The sequence below is a fragment of the Pseudoxanthomonas gei genome (assembly GCF_010119615.1).
Lineage (GTDB): Bacteria > Pseudomonadota > Gammaproteobacteria > Xanthomonadales > Xanthomonadaceae > Pseudoxanthomonas_A > Pseudoxanthomonas_A gei.
Window position 1 is genome coordinate 164,620 of sequence record NZ_QOVG01000001.1, and the last position, 24,151, is coordinate 188,770.

General features: G+C 63.5%; 21 protein-coding genes. 10 read left to right on the top strand and 11 right to left on the bottom strand.

What is annotated here, in order from left to right; all coding sequences use genetic code 11:
• Nucleotides 1–42 precede the first annotated feature (42 nt).
• The 4 genes from prfB (at nt 43) to DT603_RS00700 (ending at nt 6,454) form a co-directional block, all read left to right on the top strand.
• Nucleotides 43–1,168, top strand: a protein-coding gene (prfB, locus tag DT603_RS00685; protein ID WP_162347932.1) for a peptide chain release factor 2 whose coding sequence is annotated in 2 segments (ribosomal slippage) — nt 43–117 and nt 119–1,168 — 1,125 coding nt in all. Because the reading frame shifts where the segments join, the coding sequence is not laid out codon by codon here.
• A gap of 147 nt (nt 1,169–1,315) precedes the next feature.
• Nucleotides 1,316–2,836, top strand: coding sequence for a lysine--tRNA ligase (gene lysS / locus DT603_RS00690; protein WP_162347933.1), 1,521 nt, complete (start codon nt 1,316–1,318; stop codon nt 2,834–2,836).
• Nucleotides 2,837–3,137: 301 nt separating this feature from the next.
• On the top strand, nt 3,138–4,277 hold the full coding sequence (rpfG, locus tag DT603_RS00695; RefSeq protein ID WP_162347934.1) for a cyclic di-GMP phosphodiesterase response regulator RpfG: 1,140 nt from the start codon (nt 3,138–3,140) through the stop codon (nt 4,275–4,277).
• Between the two features lie 2 nt (nt 4,278–4,279).
• Nucleotides 4,280–6,454, top strand: a complete 2,175-nt coding sequence (locus tag DT603_RS00700; protein ID WP_162347935.1) for an ATP-binding protein — start codon at nt 4,280–4,282, stop codon at nt 6,452–6,454.
• Between the two features lie 138 nt (nt 6,455–6,592).
• On the opposite strand, the gene DT603_RS00705 is transcribed toward DT603_RS00700, so the two are convergent.
• Both DT603_RS00705 and DT603_RS00710 read right to left on the bottom strand, forming a co-directional pair.
• Nucleotides 6,593–7,462, bottom strand: coding sequence for a crotonase/enoyl-CoA hydratase family protein (locus DT603_RS00705; protein ID WP_162347936.1), 870 nt, complete (start codon nt 7,460–7,462; stop codon nt 6,593–6,595).
• Nucleotides 7,463–7,705: 243 nt separating this feature from the next.
• Nucleotides 7,706–9,397, bottom strand: coding sequence for a long-chain fatty acid--CoA ligase (locus DT603_RS00710; RefSeq protein WP_162347937.1), 1,692 nt, complete (start codon nt 9,395–9,397; stop codon nt 7,706–7,708).
• A 95-nt stretch (nt 9,398–9,492) separates the two neighbouring features.
• Here DT603_RS00710 and DT603_RS00715 point away from each other — a divergent pair, with 95 nt between their 5' ends.
• Nucleotides 9,493–9,966 carry a nuclear transport factor 2 family protein gene (locus tag DT603_RS00715; protein WP_162347938.1) on the top strand — a complete coding sequence of 158 codons (474 nt, stop codon included), beginning with the start codon at nt 9,493–9,495 and terminating at the stop codon, nt 9,964–9,966.
• 35 nt (nt 9,967–10,001) lie between these two features.
• Here the strand turns inward: DT603_RS00715 and DT603_RS00720 are convergent, their stop codons facing one another.
• Both DT603_RS00720 and acnA read right to left on the bottom strand, forming a co-directional pair.
• Nucleotides 10,002–10,580, bottom strand: a complete 579-nt coding sequence (locus DT603_RS00720) for a hypothetical protein (RefSeq protein ID WP_162347939.1) — start codon at nt 10,578–10,580, stop codon at nt 10,002–10,004.
• 82 nt (nt 10,581–10,662) lie between these two features.
• Nucleotides 10,663–13,425: an aconitate hydratase AcnA gene (gene acnA, locus DT603_RS00725; protein ID WP_162347940.1), complete on the bottom strand. Its 2,763-nt coding sequence runs from the start codon at nt 13,423–13,425 to the stop codon at nt 10,663–10,665.
• Nucleotides 13,426–13,631: 206 nt separating this feature from the next.
• Here acnA and DT603_RS00730 point away from each other — a divergent pair, with 206 nt between their 5' ends.
• The 3 genes from DT603_RS00730 to acnB are packed head-to-tail and all read left to right on the top strand — an operon-like array spanning nt 13,632 to nt 16,899.
• Nucleotides 13,632–13,877: an AbrB/MazE/SpoVT family DNA-binding domain-containing protein gene (locus tag DT603_RS00730; RefSeq protein ID WP_162347941.1), complete on the top strand. Its 246-nt coding sequence runs from the start codon at nt 13,632–13,634 to the stop codon at nt 13,875–13,877.
• Nucleotides 13,874–14,281, top strand: a complete 408-nt coding sequence (locus DT603_RS00735) for a PIN domain-containing protein (RefSeq protein WP_162347942.1) — start codon at nt 13,874–13,876, stop codon at nt 14,279–14,281. Before DT603_RS00730 ends, DT603_RS00735 begins: the two co-directional genes overlap by 4 nt.
• 32 nt (nt 14,282–14,313) lie before the next feature.
• Complete coding sequence (gene acnB, locus DT603_RS00740; RefSeq protein ID WP_162347943.1) at nt 14,314–16,899, top strand: bifunctional aconitate hydratase 2/2-methylisocitrate dehydratase; 2,586 nt, start codon at nt 14,314–14,316, stop codon at nt 16,897–16,899.
• Nucleotides 16,900–16,969: 70 nt separating this feature from the next.
• Here the strand turns inward: acnB and hflD are convergent, their stop codons facing one another.
• Genes hflD through DT603_RS00760 form a run of 4 tightly spaced genes read right to left on the bottom strand, consistent with a single transcriptional unit; the run spans nt 16,970 to nt 19,670 of the window.
• The gene (hflD, locus tag DT603_RS00745; protein ID WP_162347944.1) at nt 16,970–17,584 is read right to left on the bottom strand and encodes a high frequency lysogenization protein HflD; all 615 of its coding nucleotides are present in this window, start codon (nt 17,582–17,584) and stop codon (nt 16,970–16,972) included.
• On the bottom strand, nt 17,581–18,699 hold the full coding sequence (mnmA, locus tag DT603_RS00750; protein WP_162347945.1) for a tRNA 2-thiouridine(34) synthase MnmA: 1,119 nt from the start codon (nt 18,697–18,699) through the stop codon (nt 17,581–17,583). The genes hflD and mnmA overlap by 4 nt, the downstream gene beginning before the upstream one ends.
• The gene (locus DT603_RS00755) at nt 18,696–19,172 is read right to left on the bottom strand and encodes an NUDIX hydrolase (protein ID WP_162347946.1); all 477 of its coding nucleotides are present in this window, start codon (nt 19,170–19,172) and stop codon (nt 18,696–18,698) included. Before DT603_RS00755 ends, mnmA begins: the two co-directional genes overlap by 4 nt.
• Nucleotides 19,173–19,670: a hypothetical protein gene (locus DT603_RS00760; RefSeq protein ID WP_211368220.1), complete on the bottom strand. Its 498-nt coding sequence runs from the start codon at nt 19,668–19,670 to the stop codon at nt 19,173–19,175. It abuts the gene before it with no gap.
• Nucleotides 19,671–19,753: 83 nt separating this feature from the next.
• Between DT603_RS00760 and clpS the strand changes: the two genes are divergently transcribed.
• Together clpS and clpA are read left to right on the top strand one after the other, a co-directional pair.
• Entirely contained in the window at nt 19,754–20,074 is a 321-nt protein-coding gene (gene clpS / locus DT603_RS00765) for an ATP-dependent Clp protease adapter ClpS (RefSeq protein WP_162347947.1), read from the top strand.
• Between the two features lie 164 nt (nt 20,075–20,238).
• Entirely contained in the window at nt 20,239–22,521 is a 2,283-nt protein-coding gene (gene clpA, locus DT603_RS00770; protein WP_162347948.1) for an ATP-dependent Clp protease ATP-binding subunit ClpA, read from the top strand.
• Nucleotides 22,522–22,543: 22 nt separating this feature from the next.
• On the opposite strand, the gene DT603_RS00775 is transcribed toward clpA, so the two are convergent.
• The 3 genes from DT603_RS00775 to aat all read right to left on the bottom strand — a co-directional run bounded on the left by DT603_RS00775 (nt 22,544) and on the right by aat (nt 24,149).
• Nucleotides 22,544–22,909, bottom strand: coding sequence for a hypothetical protein (locus DT603_RS00775; protein ID WP_162347949.1), 366 nt, complete (start codon nt 22,907–22,909; stop codon nt 22,544–22,546).
• 194 nt (nt 22,910–23,103) lie between these two features.
• Complete coding sequence (infA, locus tag DT603_RS00780; protein WP_055943174.1) at nt 23,104–23,322, bottom strand: translation initiation factor IF-1; 219 nt, start codon at nt 23,320–23,322, stop codon at nt 23,104–23,106.
• Nucleotides 23,323–23,405: 83 nt separating this feature from the next.
• The gene (gene aat / locus DT603_RS00785; protein ID WP_162347950.1) at nt 23,406–24,149 is read right to left on the bottom strand and encodes a leucyl/phenylalanyl-tRNA--protein transferase; all 744 of its coding nucleotides are present in this window, start codon (nt 24,147–24,149) and stop codon (nt 23,406–23,408) included.
• Between the last annotated feature and the right edge of the window lie 2 nt (nt 24,150–24,151).

The window sequence follows — 24,151 nt, forward strand, 5'->3', positions numbered from 1 at the left end:
CTGGGCTACAATCGGCGGCCAATTTCCAGCGTGTTTCGCCCCATGATCGAGCTCAATCCCGTCCGCCAGCGCATCGCCGATCTCCAGCAGCGGCTGCTTTCGCTTCGGGGGTATCTTTGACTACGATTCCAAGCGCGAGCGCCTGGAAGAAGTAAACCGGGAGCTGGAAAACCCGGATATCTGGAACAACGCCGAGTACGCGCAAACCCTGGGCCGTGAGCGCGCCGGCCTGGAGAAGAACGTCAACGGCATCGCCAGCCTGGAAGACGGCCTTGGCGAGGCAAGCGAACTGCTGGAACTGGCAGAGGGCGAAAACGACGAGGAAACCGCACTTGCGGTGGTAGCCGACGTGGAGGGCTTCAATACCCATGTCGAGAAGCTTGAATTCCAGCGCATGTTCTCGGGCGAACTGGATCCGGCCAACTGCTTCGTCGACATCCAGGCTGGCGCTGGCGGGACCGAGGCCCAGGACTGGGCCGAGATGATGCTGCGCATGTACCTGCGCTGGTGCGAGTCGCGCGGCTGGAAGACCGAACTGATGGAAGTCAGCGCCGGCGAAGTGGCGGGCATCAAGTCGGCCACCTTCCGGGTGGAAGGTGAATATGCCTACGGCTGGCTGAAGACTGAAATCGGGGTGCACCGGCTGGTGCGCAAGTCGCCGTTCGATTCGGACAATCGCCGCCACACCTCGTTCACCTCCGTGTTCGTTTCGCCGGAAGTCGACGACAACATCCAGATCGACATCAATCCGGCCGACCTGCGCACCGACGTCTACCGTTCCTCGGGCGCCGGCGGACAGCACGTCAACAAGACCGAGTCGGCGGTGCGCATCACCCACATCCCGACCAACACCGTGGTTGCCTGCCAGACCGGCCGCAGCCAGCACCAGAACCGCGACAACGCGATGAAGATGCTGGCCGCCAAGCTGTACGAGCTGGAGATCCAGAAGCGCAATACCGAACGCGATGCGCTGGAAGCCACCAAGTCCGATATCGGCTGGGGCAGCCAGATCCGCAATTACGTGCTGGACCAGAGCCGCATCAAGGACCTGCGCACGGGCGTCGAGCGCACCGACACACAGAAGGTGCTGGACGGCGACCTGGATGAGTTCGTCGAGGCCAGCCTGAAGTCCGGCCTGGAAGCCGGCTCCAAACGCAGCGATGCGTGAACGAGGGAGGAGGGAGGAGTGCTAGCTCCCGCCCCTCACTCCTCACTCCTCACTCCTCACTCCTCACTCCTCACTCCTCACTCCTCACTCCTCACTCCTCACTCCTCACTCCTCACTCCTCACTCCTCACTCCTCACTCCTTGCCCTATGACCGACATCACCCCCGCGCCGCCTTCCCCCGACGAGAACAGCCTCATCGCCGAGCGCCGCGCGAAACTCACGGCATTGCGCGCGCAGGGCGTCGCCTTCCCCAATGACTTTCGCCGCGTGGAATACGCAGGCGACCTGCAGGCGCAGTACGGCGACGCCGAACTGTGGTCGGCCGAGGCGCTGGAAGGCACGCAACGCCAGGTGAAGATGGCCGGCCGCCTGATGGCCAAGCGGGTGATGGGCAAGGCCAGCTTCGCGCAGATCCAGGACGAGTCGGGCCGCGTGCAATTGTTCCTGCAGTCCAACACGCTGGGCGAGGTCTACGACGCCTTCAAGGGCTGGGACGTGGGCGACATCGTCGGCGTGGAAGGCAGCCTGACCCGCACGCGCACGGGCGAGCTGTCGGTCAAGGTCTCGCAACTGCGCCTGCTGACCAAGTCATTGCGCCCGCTGCCGGACAAGTGGCACGGCCTGTCGGACGTGGAACAGCGTTACCGCCAGCGCTACGTCGACCTGATCGTCACCCCGGAAGCGCGCGAAGTCTTCATCAAGCGTTCGCGGATCATCCGCGCCATCCGCGAATGGCTGGATGCGCGGCGTTTCCTGGAAGTGGAGACGCCGATGATGCATTACATACCCGGCGGCGCGACGGCCAAGCCCTTCACCACCCACCACAACGCGCTGGGCATGGACCTGTATCTGCGCGTGGCGCCGGAGCTGTACCTGAAGCGCCTGGTCGTCGGTGGCATGGAGCGCGTGTACGAGATCAACCGCAACTTCCGCAACGAAGGCGTCAGCACCCGCCACAACCCTGAATTCACCATGCTGGAGTTGTACGAGGCCTACGCCACCTACAACGAGATCATGGACCTGACCGAGGGCGTGATCCGCGACGTGGCCCAAGAGGTGCTGGCAACTGGCCAGGTGACCTGGGATGGCGAGCATATCGACCTGGTCCCGGCGTTCCGCCGCTGGCGCATGGACGAAGCGGTGCGCCACCACAACCCGGAGATCTCGCTGGCCGACTGCACCGATCGCGATGCGCTGGCAAGCCATTGCGAGCGCCTGAAGATCCACGTCAAGCCGGGCTACGGCTGGGGCAGGCTGCTGCTGGAGATCTTCGAACAGACCGTCGAACACACACTGATCCAGCCGACCTTCATTACCGACCACCCGGTGGAGGTCTCGCCGCTGGCGCGCGCCAAGGACGACCAGCCCGGCTACACCGACCGTTTCGAGCTGTTCGTCAACGGCAAGGAACTGGCGAACGGATTCTCCGAGCTCAACGATCCGGAAGACCAGGCGGCCCGTTTCCTGGCCCAGGTCGAAGCGAAGGAGGGCGGGGATGACGAGGCCATGCATTTCGATGCCGACTACATCCGCGCCCTGGAAGTGGGCCTGGCGCCGACCGGTGGCCTGGGCGTCGGCATAGACCGGCTGGTCATGCTGTTGACCGGATCGGATTCGATCCGCGACGTGCTGCTGTTCCCGTACATGCGGCCAGAAAGCGGCAGTTGAGCTAACACGCCTGAGCGGGCAGGTGACGCCTGGCGGCAGCTTCTGCCTGTCCAGGCCGGGATCATCGCGGCAACCAACCGCCGGGATGGCCTCTCCTGCGCCAGCGAGCCCCGCCGAATCGTGACGCTGGCCGCGTTTCTTCCGGGAACCGTACCGGAACGGCGTGAATGGCATGGTTTCTGCGTTACTTTCACATACCAGGCCGTCCTCCGTTCCCCCTGAACTGCGGGCGACGGTCCCCCAGTTCCGCAGCGCCGGTATATTCGCCAATCAAGGCGGATCGCCGGGAGGTCCCCAAGCAATGCTAGATGCCACCAGAGTCTTCAGCGGAGTATCCTCCCCCGATAGCCACACAGCGTGGCCCAATGGGGTAGGAAGCGCCTTGGATATCGTCATCGTCGACGATCAGACGTCTGCGCGCACGATGCTGCGGCATGTAATAGAGGACATCGCCCCGGAGCTGTCGGTGCACGACTTCGGCGATCCGACGGTTGCGCTGGCATGGTGCGAAGCCAATCGCACCGACCTGCTGCTGCTGGACTACCGCATGCCGGGCATGGATGGCCTGGAGTTCGCCCGGCGCTTCCGGCGCCTGCCGATGCATCGCGACATTCCCATCATCCTGATTACCGTGGTGGGCGACGAACCGGTCCGCCAGGCAGCGTTGGAGGCCGGCGTCATCGATTTCCTGGTGAAGCCGGTGCGTCCGCGCGAACTGCGCGCCCGCTGCCGCAACCTGCTGCAACTTCGCCAGCAGAGCGAAAACATCAAGCAGCGCGCCATGTCGCTCGAGCAGCGCCTGCTGTCCAGCATGCATGAGGTGGAGGAACGCGAACGCGAGACCCTTTCCCGGCTTGCCCGTGCCATCGAATACCGCGATACCGGCACCAGCGCCTACCTGGAGCGCATGGCCCATGTCGCCGGGCTCATCGCCGAACAGATGGGCCTGCCCGAAGACGAAGTGCGCGCCATCGAGATGGCCGCCCCCCTGCACGACATGGGCAAGATCGCCATTCCCGATTCGGTGCTGATGAAGCCGGGCCCGCTGACCGAGGAAGAGACCGAGATCATGCGCCGCCACCCGCGCATCGGCCACGAACTGCTGAGCGGCAGCCACAACCGTTTCATCCAGGCCGGCGCGATCATCGCGCTGCGCCACCATGAGCGTTACGACGGCAGCGGCTACCCCGATGGACTCAAGGGTGACGCCATTCCGCTGGAAGCCCGCATCGTGGCGGTCGCCGACGTCTTCGACGCGCTGATTTCCCCGCGTCCCTACAAGAAGGCCTGGGACAAGGACGCAGCGCTGGCTTACCTGTACGCACAGCGCGGCCGTCTGTTCGACCCGGCCTGCGTGGATGCGCTGGGTCGGGGTCGCGCCAGGCTCGATGAGATCTGCGAACAGTATTCGACCGTCAACGTCCGTCCTGGCATGCAATAACCATGCAGAAGCTGGCTACATGGGTGACCGGCAGGTTGTCGAATCGACCCGACAGCGAACACGGGCAGGCCCTGGTCCGCATCGGCTTGATTACGCTGATCCTGGCCTATGCATTGCTGCCGTCTTCGCGGCAATTGCTCAGTGAGCGTGACTATGCGGTCGTGCTTGCCATCGTACTGTCCGGCCTGGCCAACGGCATCGGCATCATCCTGTGGCTGCTGGCACGACCCGGCAAGTCCGGCCCGCGCCGCGCGCTTGGCATGGTGGCCGACTACGGCCTGATGGCGGCAGCGATGATCGGCATGGGCGAGCCGCTGGCCTGGGCCTACGTCGTGCTGATGTGGGTCACGGTCGGCAATGGTCTCAGATATGGCAACAGGTATCTGACCATTGCCGTCGCCATGGCCTGCGTGAGCTTCAGCTTCGTGCTGGTGCTGAGCCAATACTGGGTCGAGAACCGCACCCTGGGCATCGGCCTGCTGCTCGGTCTGATTGCCGTGCCGATGTACCTTTCGGGATTGCTGCGCCAGCTGACCAACGCGACCGAAGAGGCGCACCGCGCCAACGAGGCCAAGAGCCGGTTCCTGGCCAACATGAGCCATGAGTTCCGCACGCCACTCAACGGCTTGTCGGGCATGTCGGAATTGCTGGCGACCACGCAGCTGGACAGCGAGCAGCGTGAATGCCTGTCCACGATCCAGGCCTCCACCCGCAGCATGCTTGCCCTGGTCGAAGACGTGCTGGACATTTCGGCCATCGAGGCAGGCAAGCTGAAACTCGACGTCGCCGAGTTCTCGCCGCGCGAACTCACCGACAGCATCGGCATGATCCTGCTGCCGCAGGCACGCGCCAAGCAACTGAAATACGAGGTGTGCATCGCGCCCGACGTGCCGGCGAAACTGCGTGGCGACATCCGCCACCTTCGCCAGATCATGCTTAATCTGGCGGGCAACGCGGTCAAGTTCACCAACGCCGGCACCGTGCGCCTCGAAATCAAGCTGGCTGCGACGCAGGGCGACAAGGTCAACCTGCGCTTCATCGTCAGCGATACCGGCATTGGCATACCGGCCAGCATCCGCGCACGTCTGTTCGAGGCCTTCGAACAGGCCGACGTCAGCATGGCCCGGCATTACGGCGGCACCGGCCTGGGCACAACGATTGCCAAGGGCCTCACCGAAGCCATGGGTGGAAGCATCGGCTTCGAGAGCACCGAGCACCGTGGCAGCAGCTTCTGGGTGGAACTGCCCTTCGACCCGGCCGTAACCTCCGCCGCACCAGTCACGCCGGCCTGGATCGAAGACCAGGTGCCGCACGGTGCCGAGAACATCATCGCGTTCTCCGACCCGTTCCTGCGCCACCGCGCGCGCGTTCGCAGCATGCAGATCCTGGTGGCCGATGATCATGAAGCGAACCGCATGGTGCTGCAGCGGCTCCTGCAGAAGGCAGGCCATCGCGTGGTCTGCGTCAATGGCGGTGAAGAAGTGCTGGACGCGCTTGAAATAGCCGACTACGACACCGTCATAGTCGACCTGCACATGCCGGGCGTGAGTGGTCTGGACCTGCTGAAGCAACTGCGTGTCATGGAAGCCGGCGGCGGCCCACGCACGCCGGTGCTCGTGCTCAGCGCCGACGTCACGCCCGATGCCATATCGCGCTGCGAGCAGGCAGGCGCACGTGCTTTCATGGCCAAGCCGATCGTGGCTACACGCCTCCTGGATATCCTGGCGGAAATCGCGCTCAACGGACGCGTCACCACGCCGGTCGTGGCAAGCAGGGTCTCCGCATCGGCGACCGCGTCGGATGAAGTGCTGGATCCAGGGGTTCTCGACGAGTTGAGCGCGCTCGGCATGGGTGAAGGCTTCGAGCGGGAATTCATCACCCAATGCCTCAACGATGCCGATGGGTGCCTGGGCGCGATGGCGCATGCGATGGAGTCGGGCGATGGCGCGCACATGCGCGAGCACGCGCACGCACTGAAGGGCGTGGCCAGCAACCTGGGCCTGGTGAAGCTTGCAGCCGCGAGTGGCGAGTTGATGCAGCTGGCCGATTCACTGATCGCGAAGGAATGGCGCCATCGGCTGGCAATGCTGAATGCCAACCTCAGCCACGGCCGCACTGCGCTGGAGGCGAGAGGCCGCGCTCGCGAAACCACTGAAAAAGGCACCGATCGCCTGTAGTGGAGGTGGCCGTGGCAACAGCTGGCAGTCACATGATTGCAGTGACGGTTCCAGCCCTGCTGGAACCGTAATTGACCCACGCTACTTGGCGGCGCGCCACTTGCAAACGCGCCGCATAGCCGGAATTATCCGAAGCAATCAGGCAGCCCGCACCGCCGCGCGTTTTTCCTGCGCCCTCACGATGCGCTCCATCATGCGCAGCGATTTATCGCCCAGGGCCAGTGCTGTCTCCACCCACACCTCTGTGATGCGCATCAATTCGTCGTAGCCGACGGGTTGGGCCAGGTTGCGGCATGCGTTCATCGCAAGATAGGCATGCGATGAGCGTCGCTGCTTGTTGATCAGGTCTTGTACGGCCGATGCGCCCTGGCCCTTCGGGACGAGCACGTCCACCACGCCCATCCTGTACATCTCGTCACTGGTATGGATATTGCCTTCCAGGATCATCTTCTCGGCGAGCTGTGGCGACATGCGCTTGCACAGGAAGGAGTAGGCGCCCATCCCCGGGAAGAGGCCGAACAGTACTTCCGGCAGGCCCATGTCGACGCCTTCCTCGGCCACGATCGTGTGGCATGACAGCGCGATCTCCAGTCCGCCGCCCAGCGCATCGCCCTGGATCAATGCGATGGTGCGCACGTCCCCGCCCAGGCCGGTGTTGAGGTGGTACACGCCATCAATGCAGCGCCGCGCATAGCTCAGCAGGCGGTCGCGATTGCCTTCGCGGATCAACTGCGAGAAAAGGGCCAGGTCCCCACCCAGGTTGAATGCCGAGCCTTCCGAGGCCACCACCAGGTGGCGCAGTTTTCCGGACTGCCGCTGTGATTCGCGCAGGGTGATTGAATTCATGAAACTCAGCACGTCGTCGAGCATGTTGCTGTGGAAGCAGGGACGGACGCCCGGGGCGGAGTCGGCATGCATGTACATCCAGTGGCTGTCCCCACTGGGCTCGGAGTCAACACGCAGTGTCTGGTAAGGGCGGCTTCGCAGCAGTTTTTCGACGTTGTTCATCTGGTTCTTCCTCGGCAAGGTTTTCCCCGATGTGCGGCATCGGGGAATCGGCGGCTATTGTGAGTGGGTTCACACACGCGCCGATCGTACACTTGAACCGCGTACCGGCAAGCCCGTCCACACGCCGTTGCTGCGCGACGGTGGCATTCCACGAGGTCACCCTTCCAGAAAAGTGTGACGTCCGTCATATTCAGCGGGAAATAGAAGGATAAAAAAAGGCCGGCTATCAGCCGGCCTTTCGATTCATGCCACCTCGGCGGGTGGCGATGGGTCGCGCAACTCCTTGCGCAGTATCTTGCCCACGTTGGTCTTGGGCAGGTCGGCGCGGAACTCGACGGTTTTAGGCTGCTTGTAACCGGTCAGGTTTTCGCGGCAATACGCCTTGACCTGTTCGGCGGTAAGTGCCGGATCCTTCTTGACGACGAATACCTTCACCGCCTCGCCAGATTTCTCGTCCGGCACGCCGATCGCGGCCACTTCGAGTACGCCTTCCATGCCCGCGATGACGTCCTCGACCTCGTTCGGATACACGTTGAAACCCGACACCAGGATCATGTCCTTCTTGCGGTCCACGATATAGAAGAAGCCCTTCTCGTCCATCTTGGCCATGTCGCCGGTATGCAACCAGCCCTCGGCATCCATCACGTTGGCCGTCTCCTCCGGGCGTTGCCAGTATCCCTTCATGACCTGCGGACCCTTGATGCAGAGCTCGCCCACTTCTCCCAGCGTGGTGATCGTCACGCCGGCGTCGTCCTTCAGGCAGACGTCGGTGGACGGGATGGGCAGGCCGATGGCGCCGTTGTAGTCCTTCAGGTCCATGGGATTGATGCAGGCGGCCGGCGAGGTTTCAGTCAGGCCGTAGGCTTCGACCAGGGTGACGCCGGTGACCTTCTTCCACTTCTCCGCAACCGCACGTTGCACGGCCATGCCGCCGCCGAGGGTCATCTTGAGGTTGGAGAAATCCACCTGGTCGAAACCCGGTGTATTGAGCAGGCCGTTGAACAGGGTGTTCACGCCAGTGATGGCGGTGAAACGCGTCTTCTGCAACTCCTTCACGAAACCGGGCATGTCGCGCGGATTGCTGATCAGGTGATTCAGACCGCCCAGTTTCATGAAGACCAGTCCGTTCGCCGTCAACGCGAAGATGTGGTACAGCGGCAACGCGGTGATGATGACTTCGTTGCCAAAATCCAGGCCGTTACCCACCCACACGCCTGACTGCTGCATGTTGGCCACCATGTTGCGATGGGTCAGCATGGCGCCCTTGGAGACGCCCGTGGTGCCGCCGGTGTATTGCAGGAATGCGATGTCCTCGCTGTCGATGTCGATCTCGGGAAGCTTGTGCATGCGTCCCAGCGTCAGCGTGTCCTTGAAGCGGATGGCGCCGGGGATATCGTAGTCGGGCACCAGTTTCTTGACGTACTTGAGTACGAAATTGATCAGCGCACCCTTCGGGAAACCCAGCAGGTCGCCGAGGCCGGTGGTGATCACCTGCTTGAGCGGCGTTGAGGCCACCACTTCCTGCACCGTGTGTCCGAAATTGTCCACGACCAGCAGGGCCGACGCGCCAGAGTCGATCAGCTGGTGCTTGAGCTCGCGCGCGGTGTACATGGGATTGACGTTCACCACGGTCAGCCCCGCACGCAGGATGCCGAAGATGGCGATGGGATACTGCAGGCAGTTCGGCATCATGATGGCGACACGGTCGCCCTTCTTCAGTTTCAGCTCGCCCAGCAGATAAGAGGCGAAGTGGCGGCTTTGCACCTCGATATCGCTATAGGTGAGGGATTTTCCGAAGTTGGAGAACGCTGGGCGATCGCTGAACTTGCTGACCGCTGTGTCGAACACCGAAACGATGGAACGGTACTCGTCCATGTCGACTTCATGCGGCACGCCTTGCGGATAACTCTTGAACCACGGACGATCCTGACTCATCTTGAACTCCCTCCCCAGGGCCTTGGTTTGTTTGCGCCGGGCGCAAGCTGCGCATGGCGACTGTGGGGTTCCACCATGCGAGCATACCGCCCCGGATGGAAAAGGCGAAGCCATTGCACTTGATGGGACTGCACGGAGTTCAACGGTTGCGGCGACCACTCATCCTCCTGTTGCTGGCGGGCCTGGTGGCTTGCAAGCGTGATACGCCCGAAGCGGCCCTGCGCGTTCAACTGGCGCAGATGCAGGCCGCGGTCGGGGAGCGCCGGGCAGGGGATTTCATGCAGGCAGTGGCCTCCGGTTTTTCCGGCAACGACTGCATGGATCGTGCTGCACTGCACAACCTGCTGCGAATGCAAGCGCACGGCAATTCGGCCTTGATCGTTACGACCGGTCCAGTGCAGGTGCAAATGCACGGCCAACAGGCCACGATGAAGTTCAAAGCGCACCTGGCGGGTGGCAGCGGACGCTTGCTGCCCGATAGTGCGCAGACCTATTCAATCACCAGCGGCTGGCGCCAGGAAGAAGGAGAGTGGCGCGCGTATTACGCACAGTGGGAAGCCGTGCATTGATTGATACGGAGGATCAGCGCGTCCCCCACGCGCACTCATCTACATCTGGAATAGGGCGATCCGGCTACCAGTGCCTTGTTGAGTGGGGTCAACGGTGGGCCGCCTTTCCAGCCCTCATCCTGTCCCGCTACGGTAAGAATGCCTTTCTTCTCGTCCGCATTGAACATCATGATGATCGGGTAACCGTCTGCCTGCTTGTTGCGGAAGGGAAAGAAAACCCTGCTGATCCCTTCATAGCTGTCGCTGGCACCGCCAAAAAAACTGGCCGCGAATTCAGGGTTGGTGACCCGGGTCCGCGCCGTGGCGACTTCGAAGGTCATGCCGCCTGCGTCGATGACAATCCGCGGTTGCCGCTTGCAGTCGCCTGCCGGGGCGTAGCGGCCATGAAGATCGCTGAAATCCTTCATGTCACTGATTTCCACCGCCTGCACCTGCAGGCAAGCGCCGGCGAGCAGCCACAGTGCACTGATTCCCCATACGGATTTCAGTCGTTGCATGCGCAGGACCTCCAGCAAGCGAGGGATGGAAACGAGGGACCCGTTCGCGCTATGCCGCGATGCGCCGAATCGCTCCACTCGATGACAACAACGCCCGCTGGCGCTGACGGCGGCCATCCTTTCCGGCGCGTCACCATCCTGGTCGTGAGCGCGCCCTGCAGTAGCGGGGCAGCGGACTGATCCGTTGCCCCGTGCGGAATCACGCCGCCTTCTTGGCCGCCAGTTGCCGCAGTACGTAGTGCAGCAGTCCGCCATTGCGGAAATACTCCACTTCCTTGGGCGTAAGCAGCAGGACCTTGGCCTCGAATGCAAGGATGCTGCCATTGGCGCGGGTGGCGGTTATGGTCGCCTGCTTGCCGGCGCCATCCTGCAAGCCAGTGACGTCGAATACCTCGGACCCGTCCAGGCCCAGGGTCTGGGCGTTCTCGCCTTCCTTGAACTGCAGTGGCAGGACGCCCATGCCGACCAGGTTGGCGCGATGGATGCGCTCGAAGCTTTCGGCCACGACTGCTTTCACGCCCAGCAGGTTGGTGCCCTTGGCTGCCCAGTCGCGCGACGAGCCGGTACCGTATTCCTTGCCCGCGAACACTACCAGCGGCACCCCGGCGGCCTTGTATTTCATCGCCGCGTCGTAGATCGGGAGCTTCTCGCCCGCAGGGTTGGAAGCGCTGAAATAGAGCGTATTCCCACCTTCCTCGCCACCGAACATCAGGTTCTTGATGCGGATGTTGGCGAACGTGCCGCGCACCATCACATCGTCGTTGCCGCGCCGCGAGCCGTAGCTGTTGAAGTCGGCCGGCTGCACGCCGCGCTCCTGCAGGAAGCGCCCCGCGGGCGACTCCTTCTTGATGTTGCCGGCAGGCGAGATGTGGTCGGTGGTGATGGAATCCCCGAACAGGCCGAGCACCCGAGCGCCGTGCACATCGTCGATGCTGCCGACGTCCATGGTCATGCCGTCGAAGTACGGCGGGTTCTTGATGTAGGTCGAAGCCTGGTCCCAGGCATAGGATTCGCCATCGGGCGATTCGATCCTGGCCCAGCGGCTGTCGCCCTTGAACACGTCGGCGTAATTCTGCGCGAACAGTTCCGGCCCGACGGTTGCCGCGATGGTGTCGCCTATTTCCTTGTTGCTGGGCCAGATATCGCGCAGGAACACCTCCTTCCCCTGGGTGTCCTTGCCCAGCGGCTGCGTGGTCAGGTCGATGTTGACGGTGCCGGCGATCGCATAGGCCACTACCAACGGCGGCGATGCGAGGTAGTTCGCCTTTACTTCGGGATGCACACGGCCTTCGAAATTGCGGTTGCCGGACAGTACCGAGGCGACAACCAGTTCGTTCTCAGCGATTCCTTTGGAGACCGCATCCGGTAGTGGGCCGGAGTTGCCGATGCACGTGGTGCAGCCATAGCCGACGACGTAGAAGCCGAGCTTCTCCAGGTCACCCAGCACGTTGGCCTTGCGCAGGTAGTCGGTGACCACCAGCGAGCCCGGCCCAAGCGAGGTCTTGACCCACGGCGCGGACTTGAGTCCCTTGGCCACGGCGTTGCGTGCCAGCAGGCCGGCCCCCAGCATCACCGCCGGGTTGGACGTATTGGTGCACGAGGTGATCGCGGCGATGACGACCGAGCCATCGCCCAGTTCGGCATCCTGGTCCTGGATGCGGATCTTCGACACCGGCTTGGCGGCCAGTTGCTCGGCCTGCGGTTGCGCCCCGCCTTCCGCCTTGAACTCGTCGACAGCCAGGCCAACCTTCTTGCGCGTCGCGATAAGAGGCCCGAGGTTTTCGGCGAAATTCGCACCCACCTCCTCCAGCAATACGCGGTCCTGCGGACGCTTGGGACCCGCCAGCGAAGGACGCACCTCGGCCATGTCCAGTTGCAGGGTGGCCGAATAGATTGCCTCGGGTTGGCCGGGCTCATGCCACAGGCCCTGGGCCCTGGCGTAGCTCTCCACCAATGCGATCAGCTCGGGCGGACGGCCTGAAAGTCGCAGGTAGGTCAATGATTCCGAATCGATGGGGAAGATGCCACAGGTGGCGCCGTACTCCGGCGCCATGTTGGCGATGGTGGCGCGATCGGCCAGCGGAAGATGCTGCAGGCCTTCGCCAAAGAATTCCACGAACTTCCCGACCACGCCGAACTTGCGCAGCATCTGGGTGACGGTCAGCACCAGGTCGGTGGCGGTGGCGCCTTCGGGCATGCGGCCGGTCAACTTGAAACCCACCACCTGGGGAATGAGCATGGAAGAAGGCTGCCCCAGCATGGCGGCTTCAGCTTCGATGCCGCCCACGCCCCAGCCCAGCACGCCGAGCCCATTGATCATGGTGGTATGGGAATCGGTGCCGAACACCGTGTCCGGGAAGGCAAGCAACTCGCCGTCCACCTCACGCTCCATCACTACGCGCGCCAAGTTCTCCAGGTTGACCTGGTGGACGATGCCAGTGTTGGGCGGCACCACCTTGAAGTTGCCGAAGGATTTCTGGCCCCAGCGCAGGAAGCTGTACCGCTCCTTGTTGCGCTCGAATTCGATCTTGCCGTTGAGGTCCAGCGCATCGGGCCGGCCGAACACATCCACCTGCACGGAATGGTCGATGACCAGTTCAGAGGGAATCAGCGGATTGATCTGGCTGGCCTTGCCGCCCAGCCTGCCGACCGCATCGCGCATGGCCGCGAGGTCCACGACGCATGGCACTCCGGTGAAGTCCTGCAGCACCACGCGTGCTGGCATGAAGGCGATCTCGGTGTCCGGTTCGCGGGTGGCATCCCATTGCGCCACGGCTTCGATATGGTTCCGGCCCACCGTCATGCCGCCGTCTTCGTGGCGCAACAGGTTCTCCAGCAAAATTTTCATGGAGTAGGGCAGGCGGGCGATATCGAAGTGCCGACCCAGCGCGGGCAGGCTGAAATAGGTATAGGACTTGCCATTGACCTGCAATGAGGTACGGGTGGCGAAGGAATCACTCATTCGGAGGCTCCTGTAGCAGGGGAAAGACGCGAAGCGCGCCGGTGAGAAGCCAGAAACCGTAGGTCCTGGCAGGCAGTCGCTGATTATCGCCGCATGTGGGCGCGCAGGCCCTGCGACCAAGGCCGCATGACCGGCACTGGGCAGTATGCGCGCTTGAGTATGGATAATGAAGTACGTATTATTCAGGCATACCGAGGAGCGCCACGATGGAAGCAACCGTTGCCGAAAGAGGCCAGATCACGCTGCCCAAGGCGGTCCGGGATGCGCTGGGCCTGACCAAGGGCACCACCCTGAAGGTCGAACTGGACGGGGGTCGCATCATCCTGCGCAAGGACGTGAGTGAGGCACTGCGCAAGGTCCGCGGCCAATTCAAGCTGGTCGATGGACTGGGCAGCACCGATGAGGCACTGCGTGCGATCCGGGGCCGCGCCCCCGGGGACCCGCTGGAGTGATCGCGCTCGACTCATCGGTACTGCTCGACATCCTGGTCGGCGATCCGGTCCACGCCGAAGCGTCCGAACAATGCGTCGCCGATGCCCTCGCGCGCGAGGACGTGGTCGTATGCGACGCGGTGGTAGCCGAGGTGCAGGCCATGCTGGATACCTCGGTCAGCCTGATGGATACGCTGACATCGCTGGGCATCCGCTTCCTGCCCACCCAGGAAGCCGCGGCGATGCGGGCAGGGCACATGAACAAGCGGTTCCGCGCGCGCGGCGGCAAGCGCGAACGCGTCGTCGCCGATTTCCTGATCGGTGCGCACGCACTTCTGCAATGCGACGGGTTGATCACCCGCGATGAAGATTTTTTCCACGACTACTACAAAGGGTTGAAGGTCGTCGTTCCCAAGACGTCCTGAAATCCGCAACTGACCTATTCACGGAGAACACCATGCTGCAAGCCTACCGCCAACACGTTGCCGAACGCGCAGCGCTCGGAATCCCGCCGCTGCCATTGTCGGCGCACCAGACCGCCGACGTGATCGAACTGCTGAAGGCGCCGCCCGCGGGCGAGGAAGCCTTCCTGGTGGATCTCATCACCTATCGCGTGCCCGCAGGCGTCGATGACGCCGCCAAGGTGAAGGCGTCCTATTTGGCCGCCGTGGCTTTCGGCAGCGAGCAGTGCGCGCTGATCTCCCGTGAACGCGCTACCGAACTGCTCGGCACCATGCTGGGCGGCTACAACATCCACCCGCTGGTGGAGCTTCTGGATGATGCGCGGCTTGCCCAGATCGCCGCCGAGGCTTTGAAGAAGACCCTGCTGGTGTTCGACGCCTTCCACGACGTCAAGGACAAGGCTGACGCCGGCAACGCGCAGGCGCAAGCCGTGCTGAAGAGCTGGGCCGAAGCCGAGTGGTTCACCAGCCGTCCGGAAGTACCGCAAAGCCTGACCGTCACCGTGCTCAAGGTCACTGGCGAAACCAATACCGACGACCTGTCGCCTGCGCCCGATGCGACCACGCGTCCTGATATCCCGTTGCATGCGCTGGCAATGCTGAAGAACCGACGCGACGGCATCACCCCGGAAGAAGACGGCAAGCGCGGCCCGGTGAAGTTCATCGAGTCTCTGAAGGAAAAGGGCAACCTGGTCGCCTATGTCGGCGACGTGGTGGGTACCGGGTCTTCGCGCAAATCGGCCACCAATTCGGTACTTTGGTTCACCGGTGAAGACATCCCGTTCATACCGAACAAGCGCTTCGGCGGTGTGTGCCTGGGCAGCAAGATCGCGCCCATCTTCTACAACACCATGGAAGACGCCGGCGCGCTGCCGATCGAGCTCGATGTCACCCAGATGCACATGGGCGACGTGGTGGAGCTGCGTCCGTACGAGGGCAAGGCACTCAAGAACGGCGTAGTGATCGCAGAATTCCAGGTCAAGTCAGAAGTGCTGTTCGACGAGGTCCGCGCCGGTGGCCGCATTCCGTTGATCATCGGCCGCGGCCTGACCGCCAAGGCGCGTGAGGCGCTGGGTTTGCCGGCCTCCACCCTGTTCCGCCTGCCGCAGGTACCCGCCGACACCGGAAAGGGTTTCACCCTGGCGCAGAAGATGGTCGGCCGCGCCTGCGGCCTGCCGGAAGGCGAGGGCATGCGCCCGGGCACGTACTGCGAACCCAGGATGACCTCGGTCGGTTCGCAGGACACCACCGGCCCGATGACCCGCGACGAGCTGAAGGACCTGGCCTGCCTGGGCTTCAGCGCCGACCTCGTTATGCAGTCGTTCTGCCATACCGCGGCCTATCCGAAATCGGTGGACGTGAAGACCCACCACGAGCTGCCTGCCTTCATCAGCACGCGCGGCGGCATTCCGCTGCGTCCAGGTGACGGCATCATCCACAGCTGGCTCAATCGCATGCTGCTGCCCGATACCGTGGGCACCGGCGGCGACTCGCACACGCGTTTCCCGATCGGCATCTCCTTCCCGGCCGGCTCCGGCCTGGTGGCCTTCGCGGCTGCCACCGGGGTGATGCCGCTGGACATGCCCGAGTCGGTGCTGGTGCGCTTCAAGGGCGAGTTGCAGCCCGGCGTCACCCTGCGCGACCTGGTCAATGCGATCCCGCTGTACGCCATCAAGGCGGGCCTGCTGACCGTGGCCAAGCAGGGCAAGAAGAACATCTTTTCCGGGCGCATCCTCGAGATCGAGGGCTTGCCGGACCTGAAGGTCGAGCAGGCGTTCGAACTGTCCGACGCGTCGGCCGAACGCTCCGCCGCCGGCTGCACCGTGCACCTGGACAAGGCGCCGATCATCGAATACATCAACAGCAACATCGTGATGCTGAAGTGGATGATCGCCGAGGGCTACCAGGACGTGCGTTCCATCACCCGCCGCATCAAGGCCATGGAAGCCTGGCTGGCCAATCCGCAGCTGTTGGCCCGCGATGCGGATGCCGAATACGCGGCCGTCATCGACATCGACCTGGCCGACGTGCATGAACCCATCGTGGCCTGCCCGAACGATCCGGATGACGTCAGGACGCTGTCGGAAGTGGCCGGCGCGGTGATCGAGGAAGTGTTCATCGGCTCGTGCATGACCAACATCGGCCATTTCCGCGCGGCTTCGAAACTACTGGAAGGCAGGCGCGACATTCCGACCAAGCTGTGGGTGGCGCCGCCGACCAAAATGGATGCTGCTGAACTGACCAAGGAAGGCCACTACGGCACCTTCGGTGCGGCCGGTGCACGGATGGAAATGCCGGGTTGCTCGCTGTGCATGGGCAACCAGGCCCAGGTGCGCGAAGGCGCCACCGTGTTTTCCACCAGCACCCGCAACTTCCCCAATCGCCTGGGCAAGAACTCCAATGTGTACCTGGGATCGGCCGAGCTGGCAGCGATCTGCTCACGCTTGGGACGCATTCCGACGAAGGCCGAATACATGGCTGACATCGGCGTGCTGGATGCGAGCAGCGCCGACATCTACCGCTACATGAACTTCGACCAGATCGAGGACTACAAGGACGTAGCCGACACCGTAACTGCCTGAAATATTTCTTGATCGACCTGAACAAAAAAAGCCCGGCATGCGCCGGGCTTTTTTCATGCTTCAGTCGGGTTCAGCGCAAGTGGTCGCTGGCGGCATCGGCCATGGCCCGGCGCGAGAGCAGGAAGTCCCAGTAGCTGCCACCCAGTTGGCGCCACAGCACGGCAGAGCGCACGGCAGCGAGCAGGATGGCGCGGATCTCGGCCACCACGCCCGGCTGGCCCAGGTAATGCGGATTGCCCTGGATCATGACCCGGGGACGCAGGTGGCTGATCGTGTCCGCATAAAGGCCTCCCAACGCAGACAGCACGTCAGGATGCGTGCTGCCTTTTTCCTCTGCCTGCGAGGCGATTTCCGCGATGCCGCCGCTGACCGCGGCCACGGTGTTGGTTTCCCCCACGAAACGCCGCTCCAGTTGCAGCACCGACAGCGCAAGCCTCGGCAGTCCCTCGTCGCCGGCGGGCTCCTTGTTGAAGTAGTCGCGCAACAGCTTCAGTCCGGGCGCCAGCGCCGCAGCTTGGCCATAGACCTCGCCGGGCGAGTCGGCATCGATGCGGAAGATGCTGTCCACTGCGGTCTGCACGACCGCCGCATCGGATTGCCCGGTCTCGGCGATGCGCCGGACCTGCGCCAGTGCCTGGACCACGCCGGCCAGGGCCAGCACGCGTTCCGAAAGGGGTCTGCTCAAGCTGCCTGCTCCGATAATTGTTGTTCAAGTGGTGCATTGGTCCGCGCAATCACCGCCCCGCCCAGGCATTCGTCGTCCCGGTAAAGGACCACCGATTGACCAGGGGTTACCGCACGCTGCGGCTGGCTGAATTGCACGGTGAGGGTTCCATCTTCGGCCACGTCGACGCTGCACGGTTCGTCGGCCTGCCGGTAACGGGTCTGTGCAGTGCATTGGAAGCTGGCTGCAGGCGCAGTGCCTGCCACCCAGTGGACCGCCTCGGACCACAGCCGGGTGGAGTGCAGGAACGGGCTCGCCGTATCCTGGTCCACATAGAGGATGTTGCGCGCCACGTCCTTGCCGACCACGTACCAGGGCGCGGCGCCACGGCCGCGCACGCCACCGATCTGCAGGCCCTCGCGCTGGCCAAGGGTGAAATAGAAGACGCCCGGATGCTCGCCGATCCTCACTCCGTTCGGGTCCTGCATCTCACCGGCCTTGGCCGGCAGGTAACGCCCCAGGAATTCGCGGAAGTCGCGTTCGCCGATGAAACAGATGCCGGTGGAGTCCTTCTTGTCGTGCGTGGGCAAACCGGCGTCGCGGGCGATCCCGCGCAACTGCGATTTGTGGATATCGCCAATTGGAAACAGGGTCGCCGACAAGGCTGCCTGCCCCAGCTGGTGCAGGAAATAGCTCTGATCCTTGCTGCGGTCGACTGCGCGAAGCAGCTTGAAGATTCCGCCTTCGCCGGCAATGCGCGCGTAATGCCCTGTCGCGATTTTCTCCGCGCCCAGTTCGCGCGCCGCATCGAGGAAATGCTTGAATTTCACCTCGCGATTGCACAACACATCCGGATTAGGGGTGCGGCCGCGCGCGTACTCGGCAAGGAAATGCGAGAACACGCCTTCCCAGTATTCAGCGGAGAAATCGCGGAAATGGAAGGGCATGCCGAGCTTGCCGCACACCGCCACGGCGTCGCGGCGGTCGTCCTCGGCACGGCAATCGCCGCTGCCGTCATCGGCCCAGTTCTGCATGAAAAGGCCGGCTGCCGACTCGCCGGCACGCGCCAGCTTAAGTGCCGCGACCGAAGAATCGACGCCACCGGACATGCCCACGATGACGCGCGGCGCGCTCATGCGAGCTGCTGGACCATGGACAGCGGCGAACGCCGGCCCGCGAGGAAATCCTGCACCACCTGCCAGACCAGCGGGCTGCGGTGGCGTGAGTGCTCGGCCTGCAGCTCCTCGGGGGTCATCCACAGCGCCTGCACGATGCCTTCGTCCAGCGCACGGGTCGCGTCATGGGCCACGGGTTCGGCGGCGAATGCGAAACGGAGATAGTGGCGGCCACCGGCTCCGTCCGAATCGGCGGCCTTCCACTGATAGGCACCGATGAAGGCGGTGAGGTTCACGTCCCAACCGGTTTCCTCGCGCGTTTCGCGCAGGGCCGCGTCGGCCAGACTTTCGTCAGGCTCCAGGTGCCCAGCCGGCTGGTTGAACACCAGCTTGCCCTGCGCGCGTTCCTCGACCATCAACAGCCGGCCTTCCCGCACCACCACCGTGGCCACGGTGACGTCGGGCTGCCAGAAGCGGCCTTCGCGGTAGCTCATTTACAAATCGTCCTTGCCAGGCGTCAATTCGGCTTCCATCTGGTCGGCCAGCGTGACCGCCGAATCGATGGCGTCATCGAGCTCTTCCTTGCCGGCGTCGGCGGCGATCTTGACCACGAACACCGCGTTCCGGCCCTGCTTGACCCAGCCGCCCAGCTTGGCGTCGCCGGAAGCCTCCAGCAGGCGGTTGGCAATCCGCGCGGGGAAGTCTCCGTCCGGAGACGCGTATCCCGGCGACCAGATTTCGCGCACCGCATGGCTTCCATAGGTTTCAACCGGCGAACGCACGTACACGATCTGGCTGCGGTCCGTCTCGTCCACTGCGAACACCAGCTTGAAATCGTTGTCTTCATCGACCTCGTAGTCGTACTCCAGCGCTGACAGCTGGGCCTTTATTCGGGCATCGGCAGACGAGCCGTCGCGGGCAGCCTCGGCGTGGGCGGGCAGGGACAGGGCAAGGATCACTCCTGCGGCAAGCACAAGCGGGGAGTGGGACAATTTCGAGTGCAAAGCGGTTCTCCGGTCCGGACACTGAATTGTGCGGGCAGTCGCCCAGCCCGTCCAATCCGTATAATTCTCCCATGCCCCCGAATACCGAACACGAACGCGACCATGGCGTGATGGTCGAGACCAGCAAGCCTGAAGTGGCGCGACCGCCGCTTTACCAGGTGATGCTGCTCAATGACGACTACACACCGATGGATTTCGTGGTGCTGGTGCTGCAGCAGTTCTTCGCCATGGATATCGAGAAAGCCACCCAGGTGATGCTGCACGTGCATACCCGGGGCCGCGGCGTCTGTGGCGTGTACACCCGTGAAGTGGCTGAATCGAAGGTCTCGCAGGTCAACGAGTACGCCCGCATGAGCCAGCATCCGTTGCTCTGCACGATGGAAAAGGCCTGAGGGCCGGGAAGGGGGAAGGGCAAAGAGGGAAAGCCGCCTTAACCCTTTGCCATTTACCCTTCACCCTTCACTGCTTTCCATATCCTGAACAGTGAAACCCGACAGGGCTGTGGAAATCGGCTATACAGGCCTCATATTGTGGGGAACGGCAGTCGGAGTAACCCATGTTCAGCAAAGACCTCGAGCAAACCATTGGCCAGTGCTACAAGCGTGCACGGGAGGCCCGGCATGAATTCATGACCGTGGAACACCTGCTGCTGGCGCTGCTGGACAACGTATCGGCCCAGGCGGTGCTCAAGGCTTGTGGCGGCGACGCTCCACGCCTGCGCAACGACCTGGAGCAGGCCATCGAAGCCTCGGTCTCCCGGCTCGCCGAGGACGACGGGCGCGATACCCAGCCCACCCTGGGCTTCCAGCGGGTACTGCAGCGTGCGGTCTACCACGTCCAGTCTTCGGGCAAGAAGGAAGTGACTGGCGCCAACGTGTTGGTCGCCATTTTCGGCGAGAAGGACTCGCATGCGGTCTATTTCCTGACCCAGCAGGATGTCACCCGCCTGGACGTGGTCAATTACCTGTCGCACGGCATCGCCAAGCAGGGCGAGGAAAGTGACTCGGGCAGCCAGCCTGACGGCGAGGGCAGGGCCGGTGAAGGCGCTGAAGCCGAAGGCAAGGGCGATGCCCTGGCTGAATTCGCCAGCAACCTCAACGAGCTGGCGCGGGCCGGCAGGATCGACCCGCTGGTGGGTCGTGCCGATGAGGTGGAGCGCACCATCCAGGTCCTGTGCCGTCGCCGCAAGAACAACCCGCTTTACGTAGGCGAGGCCGGCGTGGGCAAGACCGCCCTGGCCGAAGGGCTGGCCAAGCGCATCGTCGAAGGCCAGGTGCCCGAGGTGCTGCTGGACGCCACCATCTACTCGCTGGACCTGGGCGCGCTGGTTGCGGGCACCAAGTACCGCGGCGATTTCGAGAAGCGCCTGAAGGGCGTGCTGTCGGCGATCAAGAAGCTGCCCGGCGCGATCCTGTTCATCGATGAGATCCACACCATCATCGGCGCCGGCTCGGCCAGCGGCGGCACCATGGACGCAAGCAACCTGATCAAGCCGGCACTGGCCTCCGGCGACCTGCGCTGCATCGGTTCCACCACGTTCCAGGAATACCGGGGCATCTTCGAGAAGGACCGCGCCCTGGCGCGGCGCTTCCAGAAGATCGACATCGTCGAGCCCACCGTGGGCGAGACCTTCGAGATCCTGCAAGGCCTCAAGCCCAAGTACGAGGCCCACCACAACGTCACCTATGCCGACGATGCGCTGCAGGCGGCGGTGGACCTTTCGGTCAAGCATATCGGCGACCGGCTGCTTCCGGACAAGGCCATCGACGTCATCGACGAAGCCGGCGCCCGCCAGCAGCTGTTGCCCGAGGGCGTGCGCAAGAGCCTGATCGACGTCGAGGAAATCGAGACCATCGTTGCCAAGATGGCGCGCATTCCCGCCAAGCAGGTGTCCTCGTCCGACAAGGACGTGCTGCAGCACCTGGAGCGCAACCTGAAGATGGTGATCTTCGGCCAGGATCCGGCCATCGAGACCCTGGCGTCGGCGATCAAGCTGGCCCGCTCTGGCCTGGCCAATCCCGACAAGCCGATCGGCAACTTCCTGTTTGCCGGCCCCACCGGCGTGGGCAAGACCGAGGTGACCAAGCAGCTGGCGCTGCAGCTGGGCATCGAACTGGTGCGCTTCGACATGAGCGAATACATGGAATCGCATTCGGTCAGCCGGCTGATCGGCGCGCCTCCGGGCTATGTGGGTTTCGACCAGGGCGGCCTGCTGACCGAGAAGATCGTCAAGACCCCGCATTGCGTGCTGCTGCTGGACGAAGTGGAGAAAGCCCACCCGGATATCTTCAACATCCTGCTGCAGGTCATGGACCGCGGCATCCTCACCGATACCAACGGCCGTGAAGCCAACTTCAAGAACGTGATCCTGGTGATGACCACCAATGCCGGGGCCACCCAGGCCGCCCGGCGCACGATTGGTTTTACCCAGCAGGACCACTCCACCGACGCCATGGAAGTGATCCGCAAGAGCTTCACCCCGGAGTTCCGCAACCGCCTGGATGCGGTCGTGCAGTTCCAGGGGCTGGGCTTCGACCACATCCAGCGCGTGGTGGACAAGTTCCTGATCGAGCTGGAGATGCTGTTGCAGGAGAAGCACGTCAGCCTGTCCAGCACGCCGGCCGCCCGCGACTGGCTGGCCAAGCATGGCTTCGACCCGCTGATGGGCGCGCGCCCGATGGCACGCCTGATCCAGGACAAGGTCAAGCGCCCACTGGCGGACGAACTGCTTTTCGGCAAGCTGGTCGGCGGTGGCCGCGTCAGCATCGACGTGAAGGACGACGAGCTGGTGGTGGAAGCACAGTCCGAACCCGAAAGGTTGCTGCCGGCCACCGTGTGATCCGGCGCATCGGCTACGCCCGCTAGCGACGCTTGCGGGCGTAGACCTCGTATTCGTGCTCGTCGATGCGCACTACTTCGCGAACCGTGCAGTAGTCGCGCCTGCCTGATACCTCGGTTTCCCTGGGGCACAGGCGGTTGGGCTGCCCGTCGGTGGTTATCTTCACGCTTGCGGACATCGCGATTGCGCTGCAACTGCTGCCGAATCCGATGCGGTAGTAGTTGTTGCCGTCCTTGACCAGAAGATACTGGGAGCCGAAACGCGCGGCTTCATAGTCTGCAGGCAGGACGACGCACTCGGACAGCGGCTCGGGTTTATCGCGCGAATGGGCCGCAGGGGAGAACGCGATCAGCGTGGCAAGCGATATCAGGGATGCGGATTTCGGCATGGCTGCTGGCCTGTGACGACCCAAGGCGGGCCTGGTGCAGGCTAGGCCAGCCTCCGCGCAATCGAATCTGCCTGAAGTGCGGGTGACGTTACGCAGGGCGTCGCGACAAACGATGCAAAAGTACCTCGGCCATAACCCTCCAAAGCAAAAGGCGACCCTGGGGTCGCCTTCTTTTGTGCCGGCAGTCGAGCCTGCTACTTCATCCGGTAGGTAATACGACCCTTGGTCAGGTCGTACGGCGTCATCTCAACCTTGACCTTGTCGCCGGTGAGGATGCGGATGTAGTTCTTGCGCATGCGGCCGGAGATGTGGGCGATGATTTCGTGCCCATTCTCCAGTTTCACCCGGAACATGGTATTGGGCAGCGTCTCGGCAACGGTGCCTTCGAATTCAATTGAGTCGTCTTTCGACATGTAGACCTGCAGGTAGAGCGGGCGGCGCGGGGCCGTAAGAGCGAGGATTCTACGCGCCGGCCGGCCTGCATGCAAAAAAAGCGTTAACCGGCACTGACTTCGGCCAGTACAGACGCCGGCAGGATGCCGAAGCGATCTGTCCAGGGGCCTTCGATTCCCGGCATGGCGGTCAACTCCCGGACGCGCGCCAGGAACAGGGGTCGCGGCAGGCTCTCGGCACCGAGGGTCAGCAGGTGGGGGTTCTCCACCTGGGCATCGATCAGCGGCCAGCCCCAACTGCGCAGGCGATGTGCCAGCGCGGCCAGGGCAATCTTGGACCCGCCGGAGGCGCCGCTGTACATGCTTTCGCCAAAGAACATGCGACCGATCGCCACGCCATAGATGCCGCCGACCAGCTGCTCGCCGTCGAACACCTCAACCGAGTGCGCGTGACCCAGCCGATGAAGTTCCAGGTAGGCGGCCTGCATCTCCGCCGTGATCCAGGTGCCATCCTGGCCCGGCCGCGGTGCCGTGGCACAGGCCGCGACCACGTTCGCGAATGCGGTGTCGGCACGCACCTGCCATGGGCTGGATCGCAACCCCCGCCGGAAACGCGAGGAGAGGCGGATGGCTTCAGTGAACAGGACCATGCGTGGATCCGGCGTCCACCAGAGCAGCGGCTGCCTGTCGGAGTACCAGGGGAAAATGCCATGCCGATAGGCATTGAGCAGCCTTGCAGGACGAAGGTCTCCGCCCATGGCCAGCAACCCCTCCGGTTCACGCAGCGCCTGGCTGGCCGGAGGGAAGGGCGAGTCGGGGTCAGGGGACAGGAGAACAGGGCGGCGCACGG

Bases quoted from the DNA above. Each gene is read 5' to 3' on its own strand.
- lysS (WP_162347933.1), top strand. From the start codon at position 1,316: ATGACCGACATCACCCCCGCGCCGCCTTCCCCCGACGAGAACAGCCTC.
- rpfG (WP_162347934.1), top strand. From the start codon at position 3,138: ATGCTAGATGCCACCAGAGTCTTCAGCGGAGTATCCTCCCCCGATAGC.
- DT603_RS00700 (WP_162347935.1), top strand. From the start codon at position 4,280: ATGCAGAAGCTGGCTACATGGGTGACCGGCAGGTTGTCGAATCGACCC.
- DT603_RS00705 (WP_162347936.1), bottom strand. From the start codon at position 7,462: ATGAACAACGTCGAAAAACTGCTGCGAAGCCGCCCTTACCAGACACTG.
- DT603_RS00710 (WP_162347937.1), bottom strand. From the start codon at position 9,397: ATGAGTCAGGATCGTCCGTGGTTCAAGAGTTATCCGCAAGGCGTGCCG.
- DT603_RS00715 (WP_162347938.1), top strand. From the start codon at position 9,493: ATGGAAAAGGCGAAGCCATTGCACTTGATGGGACTGCACGGAGTTCAA.
- DT603_RS00720 (WP_162347939.1), bottom strand. From the start codon at position 10,580: ATGGCCGCCGTCAGCGCCAGCGGGCGTTGTTGTCATCGAGTGGAGCGA.
- acnA (WP_162347940.1), bottom strand. From the start codon at position 13,425: ATGAGTGATTCCTTCGCCACCCGTACCTCATTGCAGGTCAATGGCAAG.
- DT603_RS00730 (WP_162347941.1), top strand. From the start codon at position 13,632: ATGGAAGCAACCGTTGCCGAAAGAGGCCAGATCACGCTGCCCAAGGCG.
- acnB (WP_162347943.1), top strand. From the start codon at position 14,314: ATGCTGCAAGCCTACCGCCAACACGTTGCCGAACGCGCAGCGCTCGGA.
- mnmA (WP_162347945.1), bottom strand. From the start codon at position 18,699: ATGAGCGCGCCGCGCGTCATCGTGGGCATGTCCGGTGGCGTCGATTCT.
- DT603_RS00755 (WP_162347946.1), bottom strand. From the start codon at position 19,172: ATGAGCTACCGCGAAGGCCGCTTCTGGCAGCCCGACGTCACCGTGGCC.
- clpS (WP_162347947.1), top strand. From the start codon at position 19,754: ATGCCCCCGAATACCGAACACGAACGCGACCATGGCGTGATGGTCGAG.
- clpA (WP_162347948.1), top strand. From the start codon at position 20,239: ATGTTCAGCAAAGACCTCGAGCAAACCATTGGCCAGTGCTACAAGCGT.
- DT603_RS00775 (WP_162347949.1), bottom strand. From the start codon at position 22,909: ATGCCGAAATCCGCATCCCTGATATCGCTTGCCACGCTGATCGCGTTC.
- infA (WP_055943174.1), bottom strand. From the start codon at position 23,322: ATGTCGAAAGACGACTCAATTGAATTCGAAGGCACCGTTGCCGAGACG.